This is a genomic window from Bacillus sp. NMTD17 (genome assembly GCF_002998735.1).
GTDB lineage: Bacteria > Bacillota > Bacilli > Bacillales > Bacillaceae > Bacillus.
The window spans coordinates 889,256-903,368 of record NZ_PVRH01000001.1; the positions used below are offsets into that span (position 1 = coordinate 889,256).

The window sequence follows — 14,113 nt, forward strand, 5'->3', positions numbered from 1 at the left end:
TATTAAGGAATAAGACTTGGCATCTGCCAAGTCTTTTATATAAAATGGAAGTGAGTGATTTAAAGGGAGGAAGACATGAAGAAGATATTGGTCATTGATGATCATCCGGCTGTCATGGAAGGGACAAAAAGCATATTAGAATCAGATCAGCAGCTATCAGTCGATTGTTTAAGTCCTGATGCAGAAGCCGCCTTTTTAAAGACGCATGACTTTTCCATCTATGATGTGATTTTGATGGATTTAAATCTCGGGGATATCAATGGAATGGACATTGCGAAACAAATTCTAGAAACCAACCAACAAGTGAAAATTATCATTTATACAGGGTATGAAGTAGATGATTATTTTGAAGAGGCCATTCGGGCTGGATTGCACGGTGCAATTAGTAAAACAGAGACAAAAGACAAAATTATTGAATACATACACCGCACATTGCAAGGAGAAGTTGTCATTCAGCTATCCTATTTAAAGAAATTAATTTCACAGCAGCAAGAAAAGCCAGAACAGGCGCAGCAGACCGATCACGAGCTGTTAACAGAGCGAGAGTGTTTGATCCTCAGAGAAGTGGAAAAAGGATACACGAACCAAGAGATTGCCGATGTGCTTCATTTGAGCAAACGCTCGATTGAATACAGCTTGACGTCCATCTTTAATAAGCTGAATGTTGGCTCTCGAACCGAAGCGGTGTTAATTGCAAAATCTGAAAGTGTGCTGTAAACGTGTGAAGGGAGAGAACCCTGATGGAAGTGAGTGGATCAAATACACTGCTTGAGGCACTGGGGATTGAGATTGTAGAGTGTAATGAGTCACGATGCGTAGCGACAATGCCAGTCGATCACAGAACAAAACAGCCATTTGGACTGCTGCACGGAGGAGCATCTGCTGCTCTAGCAGAAACAGTGGCAAGCATGGGGGCTGCGGCTCATTTAGACTTAACTCAGCAAGTTTGCTCAGGGATTGAAATCAATGCCAATCATTTAAAATCTGTACGTGATGGAGTAGTGACAGCGACGGCTGTTCCTGTACATGTAGGGCGCCGTACAATGGTATTTCAAATTGATATTAAAGATGATCGAGATCGGCACATCTGTACGTCAAGATGCACACTTGCTATCATTGATCGCATATAAAAAAGCTCCCGGTGCAGCGGAAGCTTTTTTTAGGTTGGATTGATCCATAAAATGGTTTTTTTATAGAAATAAAAGAAGGACCTCACATGTGAGGCCCTTCTTTCGGTTTATAAGTACGAGTCTTCTTTTCGTTTAATCACGAAGTTACGAAAACCACCATAATCATCTTGTACACTTCGTTTGTCCATCTTGACTCCAGTATTGTAGGCGGCTCTTCCGATCAAGTGTGCGCCGACCGGAGCTGTTAAAAAGATAAAGACAATCCCAAGTAGAATCTTCGCAGAAATAATGCCTGCAAGAAACCATTCGTGAAAGAATACCCCAACTAATATGAGGACAACACCAAGTGTCGATGCTTTTGATGCAGCATGCATACGTGTATAAACATCCGGCAGGCGAAGGACGCCAATGGCTGAAATAAGACAAAGGATGGCGCCAAGCAGAATGAAGAAAATGACAATAGCTTTAGCGATGACGATCATTTTCAATCACTTCCCCTTTCTCAAGGAATTTGGAAAAAGCGACAGTGCCGATAAAGGCAAGGATACCGAGCAGTAAAATAATTTCAAAGAACGTTGTCGTTTTCAGCAAAATGGAAACGATGGCTGTCATCCCAATTAAATTGATTCCTATCGCATCAAGCGCACTTACACGATCAGGAATAGAGGGACCTTTGATAACTCGTATAACAAAAAGAAGGGTGGACAGTGCAAGAATGCCAAGTGAAATTTGTAATATGATCTCCATTACTTACCACTCACCTCCTGAATCGCTTTTTCAAATGAAACCCGGATATCGTGAATGGCTTTTTCCGCATCTTCAATATCCATCGCATGAATGTATAAAATCGAACGATCATCAGAAATATCAATGACTAGTGTACCTGGTGTCAAAGTAATCATGTTAGAAAGTATGGTAATTTCCCAATCCATTTTCAAGTCCGTACGAAAGGCGAAAATACCGGGCTTAATTGTGAGCTTTGGAGATAATACGGTCTTTAGTACACTTAAATTGGCAAGAAGCAGCTCCCGAATAAAAATCAAAACGAGCTTGAAAATGGCATAAAGTGCAAAGCCATAAAAACGTTGCGGGAAGAAACGGCGCAGCATAAAAATGGCGACCATCCCAAGTATAAACCCTGATACAAAGCCTGAGGCCGTGTATGTATCATTCATAAACATCCATGTAAAGGCGAGGAGAGCGTTTAATAATATTTGAAAGGCCATGTTCATCTACTCCTTCAGCACAGCTTGAATATATTTTTCTGGTGTTGAGAGCATTTCCGCTGCTTGATTGATGTAAGGAGCAATGAACTCTGTTCCTAATCCAATCGCAAGCGATAAGACGACAAGCAGTACGCCAGGGTACACCATTCCTTTAATTGACGGTTTTCTTCTTGGCAGATCCTGTTCCTCGCCCCAAAATGCGAGCATAAAAATCCTCATGACACTATAAAGGACAAGAAGGCTGGATAGTAAGACAAGGATAGAAAAAGTCATAAGCCCAGCTGAAAAGCCGCCTTCCACAATTTTCAGTTTTCCTACAAACCCGCTAAGCGGCGGAATTCCTGCAAGGGATAATGCTGATATGAAAAACATCCAGCCAAGAAGTGGCTGTGATTGAATCAGCCCGCCCATCTTTTTCAGATTGTTTGTGCCAGCGTACACAAAGAGTGCACCTGCCAGCATAAATAAAGCCCCTTTGATGACCATATCGTGAATGAGATAATAAATGGCCCCTTGGAGTGATGCAGGAGTATTGGCTGCAATTCCAAATAAAATGACCCCGACCGCTGTCACAATGTTATAAATCACGATCTTTTGCACATCGGAATAGGCAATTGAGCCAATCACACCAAATATCACCGTCAGTGCGGCCAGCCACGCCATAAATGTATGAGTGAACCCTGTATCGTGTATAAAAATTAACGTAAAGACTCTGGCAATCGCATACAAGCCAACCTTTGTCAGCAAAGCGCCAAATAGAGCGGAAATCGCTGCAGGCGGTGCATGATACGACCCTGGAAGCCAGAAATAAAGCGGGAAGATCCCAGCTTTTAAGCCAAATACAATCATGAACAGAATGGAAATGACAGTGATTAATCCTGTTTGCCCTGATTCAGCGATCTTCACACTTAAATCAGCCATATTCAATGTACCAGTGACGGCATATAAACAAGCGACACCGACGATAAATAAAGCCGATGAGATGATGTTAAACACAATGTATTTGAGTGATTCACGAAGCTGCGGTTTTGATCCACCCAGCACAATGAGCATGTATGACGCCATCAGCAGCAATTCAAAGAATACAAACAGGTTGAAGATATCTCCTGTTAAAAAGGCACCGCTCACGCCAGCTAACAAGAACTGTACGCCAGAATAATAGAACAGCCGCTCTCTTTCCTTTCCAATTGTTTGAAAGGAAAAAAGCACTGTGACAAGCCCAACAATGGAAGCGGTCAGTACGAGCAGTGCAGCAAACTGATCGGCCACAAGCGCAATGCCAAATGGTGCTTTCCAGCCGCCCAAATAAAGTGTTTGAATCCCATTTGTGAAAATCGTTTGGACCAAAAATAGATTGCACGCGATCGCTGTAAGAGACGCAAAAACGCTAAAACCTCTAGACAGCATGATATTTTTATTCATAAAAATCAGCAATGTAGCGGATAGAACTGGTATCAAAATAGGTAATATAACGAGATTATTCATGCTGATCATTTCCTCTCATTTGATCCATGTCATCTGTTCGCAGCTCTTGGAAGGCTCGGAAGGCCATGACGAGTAGAAATGATGTCACACCAAACGAAATGACAATAGCCGTTAAAATTAATGCTTGTGGCAATGGATCTACATAGGATGTAAGCCCCTCAGTTAAAATGGGAGGAGCTCCTTTTTTTAAGCCGCCCATTGTTAATAGAAGTAAATGGACGCCGTGGCTCAAAACAGCAGTACCGACGATGACCCGCAAAAGGCTTTTTGAAAGCAGTAAATAGGTCGCCGTCATAAAGATAATTCCGACGAGAATAGACATTAGAAATTCCATTATTCCTTCTCTCCAATCGTTTGAATAATGGTCATGGTGACACCGACAACAACCAAATACACACCGATATCAAACAGGACGGCTGTTGCCAGCTCTGTTTTCCCTAAAATCGGTAATTGAAAATAACCAAAGGTATGGGATAGGAAAGGTGCGCCGAACAGGAAAGATCCCATACCAGTCAATAGCGCAATGAGCAGCCCCACACCTGCAACATAGATAAAGTTGAACGGCAGAATGCGTCTTACTGTCTTCAGATCGTAGGCTAAGAGCAGAAGGACGACAGCGCTGGCACTCATTAATCCGCCAATAAATCCTCCGCCTGGATTGTTATGTCCCGCAAGAAATAGGTGAAGGGAGAAGAGCAGGATGATAAATGCAGTGATTTTGGTTGTGACTTGTAAAAGCATATCATTCGTATCAATTTTTCTCATCGGCGCACTCCTCTCTTCCGTTTTCCTTGTGTCTTTAATAATCCATAGATACCAAGTGCCGCAATCGCCAGCACGGTAATTTCAAACAGTGTATCAAAGCCCCTGAAATCAACAAGGATGACATTGACAATGTTGTCTCCGCCTGCAAGCTTGTAGCTGTTTTCAATAAAGTAAGACGCAATCGTATCAAGTGACTGATTGCTTGTTGAAGCGAAAGCAAGGCATGTCACAATGACACCAACACCTACTGAAATAATGAGATTGGTCATTTTAAATTTCCTTGTTTTTTGCTTCATGCTCAGCTTTGGCAAGTGATAGAAGCAAAGTAAAAACAGTGCCACAGAAATTGTTTCAATAATTAACTGGGTGAGGGCAAGGTCAGGTGCCCTGAAAATAACAAAAAATAGTGACAGCGTATACCCCATGACACCTAGCCCGATAATGGCTGTTAAGCGAGAACGAGCAAACACAGTCGTGAGGGTTGCTGCTATCATCACTAATGACAGAATGACCTCGTACGTGCCGATTGGAGCAGCATGCTCCATATTAAATGAGAAGGCATTCTGATAAAACATGACACTCCCAAGCACGATAATCATGAACCCAAACACATAGACAAGGTAATCACGAAGGAAACCGGTCATATAACTGTTTGTCAGGCGATATGAACCTTTTTCTAAACCGATTAGAGAACGATCGTATAAAGTGTTAAATGACCATTTCTCCTTAAATATGTTGTACATTGGACGCCATTTCGACAACGTCAAATATCCGATAATCCCTAAAGCTGCAACACCTATTGTCATATAAAGCTCTGGCTGAAAGCCGTGCCATGCTTCAATTTTGACAACAAACCGTTTTCCTGGATCAATCGCATCGGGAATAATGGCTGCAATCGCAGGTTCAATGACAGAATAAGCTAGAATATTTGGGAAGAAGAAAAAGGTGACCACAAGTGCAGCAAGGATAATTGGCGGGATGAGCATACCAATCGGTGCTTCATGCGGCTTTTTTTCTAATTGATCTAACTGAAGATTGCCTCTAAATGTTTTAAAGAGAAGCATCATACTGTAAATGAACGTAAAGACACTAGCGAGCCAAGCAATCGCTGGGAAAATAGCGCCCCATGTCGAAATATCTGTAAAGTTAATCTCAGAAATACGCAGCATACTTGTGAAAAACAGCTCTTTACTTAAGAAACCGTTAAATGGCGGAAGACCAGCCATTGAGAATGTACCGATTAACGTAATCGTAAAGGTAATCGGCATGATGGTCATTAAACCGCCTAATTTCCGAATGTCACGAGTGCCTGTTTCGTGATCGATAATACCTGCTGCCATAAAGAGACTGCCTTTAAAAGTAGCATGGTTAATGAGGTGAAAAATAGCAGCAAGAACGGCTGCGCCAAAAAAGGCAGGATTGTTTTCATGAATCGCAGCTGCTCCTACACCCAGCATAAGCATAATCATCCCGAGCTGACTAACGGTAGAAAAGGCAAGAATGGCTTTTAAATCGTTTTGACGAACGGCGTGGAATGATCCCCAAAATAATGTCACAAGTCCAACGATGGATATGGTCCAAAACCACACCTCTGAAATAGCAAAGATTGGACTGAAGCGGGCAACAAGATAAATACCAGCTTTCACCATCGTAGCAGAATGCAGATAACTGCTCACAGGGGTAGGTGCTTCCATTGCATCAGGCAGCCAGATATAAAATGGGAACTGCGCTGATTTCGTAAAGGCACCAAGTAAGATCAGAATCATGGCAGGGATAAAGTAAGGTGATGCCATAATGAGCTGAAGCTGATTGACTGCTTCACGAATACTGAATGAATCAGTTATCAGGTAGATGAGGATGAAGCCACCAAGCATAGCTAATCCGCCAAAAACAGTAATAAGCAGTGATTTGGTTGCTCCATATCTAGAGCGTTCCCGCTTATACCAATACCCAATTAAGAGGAAGGAAGAAATACTCGTTAGCTCCCAAAACAAGTAAAGAACCACCATGTTGTCAGATAGAACGACACCGAGCATAGCGGTCATAAACATTAACAAATACGTATAAAAAGAGCCGAGCTGTTCTTTTTCCTTCGATAAGTAGAAAATACTGTACAAGACGACAAGTGCGCCAATACCTGTAATCAATAGCGCAAATAACAAACTAAGACCGTCTACATACACAGTGAAATTCATTCCTAGAGAAGGAATCCATTCGACCTGTGAAAATAACGTTCGTCCATTTGATGTCATCTTAATCATCTGGACAAAATAGCTAAATAATAGAATAGGCAAGATAAGAACAAACCACCCTGTATGTATACGCTTTACGTATTTAAAAAGAAAAGGCACAACAAACGCAAGCAAAAAAGGCGATAGGATGGCGAAGTGAATAAGCTGCAAGAAAATAAACCTCCTTCAATCAATATAAATTCACGTTCTAAAGAACTGGTAAATAAAATTATAGCGTAAATACAGACATAGTGCATTGGTTTGAACTGATTTACAGTAAACTGTATTTGTTTTGAGTTCTTTTGACCACAAAAAATATTTTATCAAAAATGAAACTCATTGTATATTGTTTTGTATTTCGTACATGCTTTTCTTAAAGGAGCTGATTACATGAAACTAAAAGCGGGCATCAGCTTAAGCATATTCTGCACGATTTTAGGAGGAGCATTCTTCATAGAACGAAATGATCAAAAAAGGTGGCAGGCGGAAAGTGAATGGCCGTTGTTTTCAGAACATCTTCTCTATATGACCTATCAAGAGGCAAGACAATATCCATTCCAGCCAAGAGAATATATACGCGTGGTCTCTGCCGAAGAATAAAACCCTTATAGGAGAAAAGAAATATAAAAAAAGCATGTGCCCGTAATAGAGCCCATGCTTTTTATTGTTTGATTAAGTAAACATTCTAAGTAAGATTGTTGCGCAGATCACAGTTGCTGCTCCGCCAAGACGTGTAGATACTTGTGCGAAAGGCATCAGACCCATTCTTCCAGAAGCTGAAAGGATCGCAACGTCACCAGTACCGCCAAGTCCGCTGTGACAGCCTGTCACAATCGCAGATTCTACTGGGTACATGTTCATCAATTTCCCAACGAAGTAACCTGAACCAACCATTCCAAGAACGACAGCGATACATACACAAACAAATGGAATAGAAATCACTGTTGCTACATCATCAAGTGGAATGTATAGAATTCCGAGACCGACCATAAGCGGCCATGTAAAGCTTCTTGATACAAACTTGTAGAACTGCTGTGAGCCATCTTGCAGATGCTGAGGCATCACGTTTAAGTATTTGATTAAAGCGGCAAGTACAATCATTAAGATTGGACCTGGAATATGAACAAAGCTTTCTAACAAACCACCAAAAATGAACGTTGTACAAGCAACGAGTACACCAGCACCCATTAACCCGAAATCAACTTTTGGATCCATATCAGGCTGTTCAAAAATTTCATTTGCCTCTTTTGATTTTACAAGACGGCCATTCCCGTTTAGTTCAGGACGTTTTTCACCAAGCTTCTTCATTGCGCCAGCACAGATAATGGCAATGACGTTCCCAATGACGGCAGCAGGAATTAATTGAGAAATTAATGACTCTGCTGATACACCAAGAATTTGTGAATAAGCAATAGATAATGGCAAAATTCCTTCACCAACACCACCGGCAATAATCGGAACAATAATAAAGAAGAACGAATGATGCGGTGTGTAACCAACTAAAAGACCAACAAGAATTCCAGCAGTTACAGCTGCAATTGTACCTGCAACAAGAGGAACAAACATACGAATAAGGCCTTGTACTAAAACAGTTCGCTGCATCCCAAGAATACTACCTACTACAAGAGCAGAAATATAGAAGTAAAGGAAGTTCGACGTTTTCATAAGAGACGTAACCGCTTCCAACGAGTTCGGATTCAGAACATGAAAAAAGACCAGGAACGATGGTACGAATAAAGAAAGAATCGCCGGTCCACCAATATCTTTTAAGATCGGAATACGTTGTCCTATATCTCCAAGGAAAATCCCCAAAATCATAATAACAGCGAAACCACCAAGCATATTTGCTGGAATTTTATTAAAATAAGCGGCAGTTAAAATAATCGCTGCAAGTACTAAATACACAGGTAAGTCAATAACACCAATTTTCCAAGACATGATCTTACGGAAAACGCTTTTATTATTGTCAGAATCGTCTGTAATCGATTTCAATTGTTGTGTATTAGCCACATAAACACCCCCAAATGCTATTTGTCTCAATTGTAGAAGATTCTGTGACACTCATCTATTTATTAAACTAAATTAAGTGTAATAAAAGTAAAATAAACAGGAGTTTTTATGTTTTTATCATACAAAAATCCCCTGAAGGTAGTTTATCCTTCAGGGGATTGATCATACATCGTATTTATCGTTTTCCTTTTAAATAAGGGGTCCCAAGTGCTTTCGGTGCATCTGCCCGGCCGATGAAGCCAGTGAGTGCTAGGATGGTAAGCACATATGGTGCAATGAGCATATACACGTTCGGTATATCTTGGAATAGCGGCAGGAGAGAGCCAATGATGCTTAAACTTTGAGCAAATCCAAAGAATAAAGCAGCGCCCATTGCGCCGAATGGGTGCCATTTACCGAAGACAAGCGCAGCTAGTGCGATGAAGCCTTGTCCAGTAATGGTAGCATGTGAGAAATCAAGTGCGATGGTCGACGCATAAACAGCTCCGCCAAGACCACCAAACAGTCCACTAATAAAGACGCCGATATAGCGCATCCGGTACACTTTGATTCCCATTGTATCAGCAGCCATTGGATGTTCTCCGACTGCACGAAGACGAAGACCAAACGGCATTTTAAATAAAACAAACCAAGCAACAACCGCAAGCGCTAATGCGAGTATGGACGTATAATAAACATCTTTAAAGAATATATCGCCAATCATCGGAATGTCACTTAAAAGGGGAATATCACCTTTATAGAAAGGCTCTGTAATTTTATCTGTTTGTGCTTTCCCGTAAATGAGTTTCACGACAAACAGCGTAGCGCCAAGTGCCAGCATGTTAATGGCAACACCACTGACCGTTTGATCTGCCCGGAATGTAATGGTTGCAACTGCATGAATCAAAGAGAACAATCCGCCAATTGCCATTCCGACGAGGAGCCCAAGCCACGGGGTCAACGCCCCAAACGTATCAGCATAAAATAAGTTAAAGATAATACTAGAAAATGCTCCGACGACCATCAAACCTTCAAGACCGATATTCACAACACCTGATCTTTCTGAAAAGACGCCTCCAAGAGCGGTTAAAATAAGTGGTGCAGCATAGACAAGTGTAGCTGGGACGATGATTTCAAGAATTTGCAGAAATCCCACTTATTTTCCCCCCTTTTTCTTCATTTGGTTCATCACAAGACGGATAATATAGCTTGAGGCGACGAAAAGAATAATGATCGCAATGACAATATCAACGACCTCAGTCGGTACGCCAGATTCAAGCGGCATATTTAAAGCACCGACCTTCAATCCACCAAGCAGCAGCGCAGCAAGAACAACACCAACAGCAGTATTTCCACCTAATAAAGCGACGGCGATTCCATCAAAACCTACACCGGTAAACGAGCCTTTAATTGAGGCATATTCAAATGTGCCAAGACCTTCCATTGCGCCTGCAAGACCTGCAAAAGCACCTGAAATCAGCATCGCATAAATGATATTGCGACGAACGTTCATACCAGCATAATGGGATGCCTGCTGGTTCATTCCAACAGCCCGCAATTCAAAGCCTTTAGAGGTTTTTTGAATAATGACCCACATCACGACCGCAGCTATAATGGCAACAAAAATACCATTGTGCATCCGGGAGAAATCGGTAATTTGTTCAAAAAATCCAGAGCGAAGCGAGGCAGTGGCATCGATTTTTTCTGTTTTATCTTTATTATTTGTTAAGACATTTGAGATCAAATAGTTTGTAACATGAAGGGCAATGTAGTTCATCATGATCGTGACAATCACTTCATGAACATAAAAACGAGCCTTTAAAAACCCAGGAATAAAGCCCCATAATGCACCAGCAGCAGCTGCGGTGATGAGTGCAAGCGGCAGATGGATATACATAGGTGCATGGACAGTTGTACCGATCCATACAGCAGCTACCCAGCCAATCAGCATTTGACCTTCTACACCGATATTAAAGAGACCTGTTCGAAATGCAAAAGCAACAGCAAGTCCTGATAAAATGTAAGGTGTGACTTGTCTGATGGTTTCTCCCATATAATAGGTTTCACCGAAGACGCCATTCCAAAGGGCGCCATAGCCTTCGATGACACTATAACCGCTTGCCAGCATAATAATGGCCCCAACAAAAAGACCAAGTACAATGGCTATAAGCGGAATTAGCAGATTTGTTAAGCGATTAGACATTTGCTTCGTTCCCCACTTCCTGTTGCGTACTTCCAGCCATTAATAGACCAAGCTCTTGCTCTGTTGTTTCTTTTGGATCAACGATGGCAATAATGCTGCCTTCGAAAATAACAGCGATCTTATCACTGACATTGATAATTTCATCAAGCTCAAAGGAGATGAGCAGGACGGCTTTCCCTGAGTCCCTTTGCTCAATCAGACGCTTATGAACAAATTCAATTGCACCAACATCAAGTCCTCGTGTCGGCTGAGCGGCAATTAATAAATCAGGATTGCGGTCAACTTCTCGGCCAATAATGGCTTTTTGCTGGTTCCCGCCTGACAGGGCGCGTGCCTCTGTATATTCACTCGGTGTTCTTACGTCATACTCCGCAATGATTCGTTTTGCTTTTTGGTAAATATTTTTCATATTCATCAAGCCAAATTTTGAGTATGGGCGCTGATAATACGTTTGTAAGGAAATATTTTCTCCAATTGAAAAATCAAGCACAAGTCCGTGTTTATGACGGTCTTGAGGAATATGTCCAATTCCAGATTCGGTCACCTTCCGAGGCGGAAGGTTTTGAATGGCTTTCCCGTTTAGCTTGATCGTGCCAGACTCTGATTTTTTTAGACCAGTAATGGCTTCAATTAATTCAGATTGACCATTGCCATCTACTCCAGCAATTCCGACAATTTCGCCAGCCTTCACTGAGAGGTTGAGATGTTTGACTGCCTCAATTCCTCGCGCGTCTTTTACCGTAAGGTCTTGAATTTGAAGCACTTCCTCAGCAGGGGAGGCGTCTTTTTTGTCTGTTTTAAATGAAACTTCACGACCGACCATGAGGCTCGCAAGTTCATCTTTATTTGTGCTTTCCACATCAAGTGTACGAATGCCTTGGCCTTTTCGGATAATGGTCACACGGTGACAGGCATCCATAATTTCTTTCAGCTTATGGGTAATTAAAATAATGGATTTGCCTTCATTGATTAAGTTTTTCATAATTTGTATGAGTTCTTTGATTTCTTGAGGTGTTAAGACGGCTGTTGGTTCGTCGAAGATCAAAATGTCAGCGCCGCGGTAAAGTGTTTTTAAGATTTCTGCACGCTGCTGCATGCCGACAGAGATGTCAGATACTTTTGCGGCAGGGTCTATTTTTAAACCATAGCGGTCAGAAAGCTCTTGTACTTGCTGTATGGCTTGTTCTTTGTCGATCTTTCCAAACTTCTTAGGCTCTTTTCCTAAGATGATGTTTTCAGCGACGGTGAATGTATCGACAAGCATAAAGTGTTGATGCACCATACCGATGCCTAAATCACTAGCATCATTTGGACTAGAGATGGTCACAGGTTTTCCGTGTACCTTGATTTCACCTTTTTCAGGCTGATACAGTCCGAAAAGCACGTTCATAAGCGTTGATTTTCCAGCGCCGTTTTCACCAAGCAGCGCATGAATTTCGCCCTTTTTTAGCTGCAGCGTAATGTTGTCGTTTGCTACAATGCCAGGGAACTCTTTGCGTATATTCAACATTTCAATGACATAATCCACAGGTTTAACCGCTCCTTTTTTAGGGTGCTGATAAAGATAAAAACTAGCAAAAGAAAAGCTGCAAAGCGAGGCTGCAGCTTTTCTTTTACCACCTTTTACGAATAAAGAGGAGGTAAAGGAGAGGCAAGGGGATAAGGCACGCTTATCCCGATGCTCAAATTAAGCTTTAAAATCTTTTAGTTCATCACGTGTTGCAGGGATTTTGACTTCACCCTTGATGATTTTTTGTTTCCATTCTTCTACTTTCTTCAATACATCTTTATCAAGGTTGTCCTGAGATGGAGAAATGTCAACAGCGCCTTCTTTCAGACCGTAAGTGATCACTTCGCCGCCAGGGAATTTACCTTCTTTTGCTTTCGTTGTTAAGTCTTGTACCGCTGTGTCTACTTTCTTAATCATAGAAGTAAGAGTGACACTTTGTTTTGTTCCAGGTACTTTTCCTTCGTCATACTGGTCTTTATCTACACCAATAACCCAAACTTTACGGTTAGGATCAGCTTTTTTCAGGTTTTTCGCTTCTGTGAAGACACCAGTTCCAGTACCGCCAGCTGCGTGATAAATGATGTCGACGCCAGATTTGTACATGCTTTCAGCTGTTGCTTTACCGATGTCTGCTTTATCGAATGCACCAGCATATTTCACTTCCACTTTTGCTTTCGGGTTAGCTGCTTCAACGCCTGCACGGAATCCAACTTCGAATTTTCTGATTAATTCAGAGTCAACGCCGCCAACAAAACCGATTTTGTTCGATTTTGTAGAAAGAGCAGCCGCAACACCTACAAGGAATGATCCTTCATTTTCGTTAAACATAATGCTGGCTACGTTGTCTTTTTTCACAACTGCATCAACAATACCAAAGTGATTATTTTTACGTTGATCTGCGATTTCACTAATAGAATCTTGCATTAAGAAACCAATTCCGTAAATCAGGTCGAATTTCTCACGAGCAAGTGTGTTTAAGTTCGTTGTATAGTCAGCGTCTGATTTAGATTGTAAGTAATCAAAGCCGTTTTTACCTTTTTTTAAATTGTTGTCTTTCCCAAAAGCTTGTAAACCTTCCCAAGCTGATTGGTTAAACGATTTGTCATCGACACCACCGACATCAGTTACCATTGCAACAGTGAATTGATCTTTATCTTTTTTGCTTTCACCGCTGTTTGAGCCAGAGTTGCCGCATGCTCCAAGGATGGTTCCTGCTGCTACGACTAAGGACAATGCTAGTCCAATTTTGCGCTTCTTCAAAACATAACCCCCTATAAAATTTAAAAGTTTCAGAAAAGTCTCGCGAAAAAAGACCGTTCTACCTCTTCTTACCCTTCTGAATAGGGTATTTTATCCTGCTTTCTCCTGAAACTTGTGGAGGGCAGGAGAGAAGATGTAAGACATCAGACTTATATCTCGTTGAACTAATCAATCATAATTTATCATTTCCAATCGAATAAATAAATAGAAATTTGTTTTATTTTAAAAAAAATGTTAAAAGGCTAAATTCGATGTCTTTTTATCTGCTGAAATATGATATAATGCCGCTTTTGTGATGTGCTCTACTACAGTGG

The 14,113-nt window shown here is 41.4% G+C and carries 15 protein-coding genes; 3 read left to right on the forward strand and 12 right to left on the reverse strand.

The annotated features are described in order from the left end of the window. Positions 1–75: 75 nt before the first annotated feature. Complete coding sequence (gene comA / locus C6347_RS04525) at positions 76–717, forward strand: two-component system response regulator ComA (protein WP_058013793.1); 642 nt, start codon at positions 76–78, stop codon at positions 715–717. Between the two features lie 23 nt (positions 718–740). Then, the gene (locus C6347_RS04530) at positions 741–1,130 is read left to right on the forward strand and encodes a hotdog fold thioesterase (protein WP_106071459.1); all 390 of its coding nucleotides are present in this window, start codon (positions 741–743) and stop codon (positions 1,128–1,130) included. A 107-nt stretch (positions 1,131–1,237) separates the two neighbouring features. Here C6347_RS04530 and mnhG read toward each other — a convergent pair whose 3' ends face one another. Genes mnhG through C6347_RS04565 form a run of 7 tightly spaced genes read right to left on the reverse strand, consistent with a single transcriptional unit; the run spans position 1,238 to position 7,008 of the window. Next, positions 1,238–1,612: a monovalent cation/H(+) antiporter subunit G gene (gene mnhG, locus C6347_RS04535; protein ID WP_003213369.1), complete on the reverse strand. Its 375-nt coding sequence runs from the start codon at positions 1,610–1,612 to the stop codon at positions 1,238–1,240. Then, entirely contained in the window at positions 1,596–1,877 is a 282-nt protein-coding gene (locus C6347_RS04540) for a Na(+)/H(+) antiporter subunit F1 (RefSeq protein WP_012011105.1), read from the reverse strand. Before C6347_RS04540 ends, mnhG begins: the two co-directional genes overlap by 17 nt. Next, entirely contained in the window at positions 1,877–2,356 is a 480-nt protein-coding gene (locus C6347_RS04545; protein ID WP_066030467.1) for a Na+/H+ antiporter subunit E, read from the reverse strand. Before C6347_RS04545 ends, C6347_RS04540 begins: the two co-directional genes overlap by 1 nt. A 6-nt stretch (positions 2,357–2,362) precedes the next feature. Next, complete coding sequence (locus tag C6347_RS04550; RefSeq protein ID WP_066030468.1) at positions 2,363–3,841, reverse strand: Na+/H+ antiporter subunit D; 1,479 nt, start codon at positions 3,839–3,841, stop codon at positions 2,363–2,365. Then, positions 3,834–4,175, reverse strand: coding sequence for a Na(+)/H(+) antiporter subunit C (locus C6347_RS04555; protein WP_106071460.1), 342 nt, complete (start codon positions 4,173–4,175; stop codon positions 3,834–3,836). Before C6347_RS04555 ends, C6347_RS04550 begins: the two co-directional genes overlap by 8 nt. Further along, positions 4,175–4,606, reverse strand: coding sequence for a Na(+)/H(+) antiporter subunit B (locus C6347_RS04560; RefSeq protein WP_106043633.1), 432 nt, complete (start codon positions 4,604–4,606; stop codon positions 4,175–4,177). Before C6347_RS04560 ends, C6347_RS04555 begins: the two co-directional genes overlap by 1 nt. Further along, positions 4,603–7,008 (reverse strand): Na+/H+ antiporter subunit A, encoded by a 2,406-nt coding sequence (locus C6347_RS04565; protein ID WP_106071461.1) that lies wholly within the window; start codon positions 7,006–7,008, stop codon positions 4,603–4,605. The genes C6347_RS04560 and C6347_RS04565 overlap by 4 nt, the downstream gene beginning before the upstream one ends. Positions 7,009–7,227: 219 nt before the next feature. Between C6347_RS04565 and C6347_RS04570 the strand changes: the two genes are divergently transcribed. Then, entirely contained in the window at positions 7,228–7,437 is a 210-nt protein-coding gene (locus C6347_RS04570; RefSeq protein WP_012011099.1) for a hypothetical protein, read from the forward strand. 72 nt (positions 7,438–7,509) lie between these two features. On the opposite strand, the gene C6347_RS04575 is transcribed toward C6347_RS04570, so the two are convergent. The 5 genes from C6347_RS04575 to C6347_RS04595 form a co-directional block, all read right to left on the reverse strand. After that, a complete protein-coding gene (locus C6347_RS04575) occupies positions 7,510–8,847 on the reverse strand; it encodes a 2-hydroxycarboxylate transporter family protein (protein ID WP_003213451.1) in 1,338 nt (445 codons plus the stop codon). Positions 8,848–9,022: 175 nt separating this feature from the next. After that, a complete protein-coding gene (locus tag C6347_RS04580; protein ID WP_106061604.1) occupies positions 9,023–9,982 on the reverse strand; it encodes an ABC transporter permease in 960 nt (319 codons plus the stop codon). Continuing rightward, positions 9,983–11,029, reverse strand: coding sequence for an ABC transporter permease (locus tag C6347_RS04585; protein WP_003212654.1), 1,047 nt, complete (start codon positions 11,027–11,029; stop codon positions 9,983–9,985). Further along, positions 11,022–12,557: an ABC transporter ATP-binding protein gene (locus C6347_RS04590; RefSeq protein ID WP_060597206.1), complete on the reverse strand. Its 1,536-nt coding sequence runs from the start codon at positions 12,555–12,557 to the stop codon at positions 11,022–11,024. The genes C6347_RS04585 and C6347_RS04590 overlap by 8 nt, the downstream gene beginning before the upstream one ends. A gap of 159 nt (positions 12,558–12,716) precedes the next feature. After that, positions 12,717–13,799: a BMP family lipoprotein gene (locus tag C6347_RS04595; RefSeq protein ID WP_034659810.1), complete on the reverse strand. Its 1,083-nt coding sequence runs from the start codon at positions 13,797–13,799 to the stop codon at positions 12,717–12,719. Between the last annotated feature and the right edge of the window lie 314 nt (positions 13,800–14,113).

Bases quoted from the DNA above. Each gene is read 5' to 3' on its own strand.
- comA (WP_058013793.1), top strand. From the start codon at position 76: ATGAAGAAGATATTGGTCATTGATGATCATCCGGCTGTCATGGAAGGG.
- C6347_RS04530 (WP_106071459.1), top strand. From the start codon at position 741: ATGGAAGTGAGTGGATCAAATACACTGCTTGAGGCACTGGGGATTGAG.
- mnhG (WP_003213369.1), bottom strand. From the start codon at position 1,612: ATGATCGTCATCGCTAAAGCTATTGTCATTTTCTTCATTCTGCTTGGC.
- C6347_RS04540 (WP_012011105.1), bottom strand. From the start codon at position 1,877: ATGGAGATCATATTACAAATTTCACTTGGCATTCTTGCACTGTCCACC.
- C6347_RS04545 (WP_066030467.1), bottom strand. From the start codon at position 2,356: ATGGCCTTTCAAATATTATTAAACGCTCTCCTCGCCTTTACATGGATG.
- C6347_RS04550 (WP_066030468.1), bottom strand. From the start codon at position 3,841: ATGAATAATCTCGTTATATTACCTATTTTGATACCAGTTCTATCCGCT.
- C6347_RS04555 (WP_106071460.1), bottom strand. From the start codon at position 4,175: ATGGAATTTCTAATGTCTATTCTCGTCGGAATTATCTTTATGACGGCG.
- C6347_RS04560 (WP_106043633.1), bottom strand. From the start codon at position 4,606: ATGAGAAAAATTGATACGAATGATATGCTTTTACAAGTCACAACCAAA.
- C6347_RS04570 (WP_012011099.1), top strand. From the start codon at position 7,228: ATGAAACTAAAAGCGGGCATCAGCTTAAGCATATTCTGCACGATTTTA.
- C6347_RS04585 (WP_003212654.1), bottom strand. From the start codon at position 11,029: ATGTCTAATCGCTTAACAAATCTGCTAATTCCGCTTATAGCCATTGTA.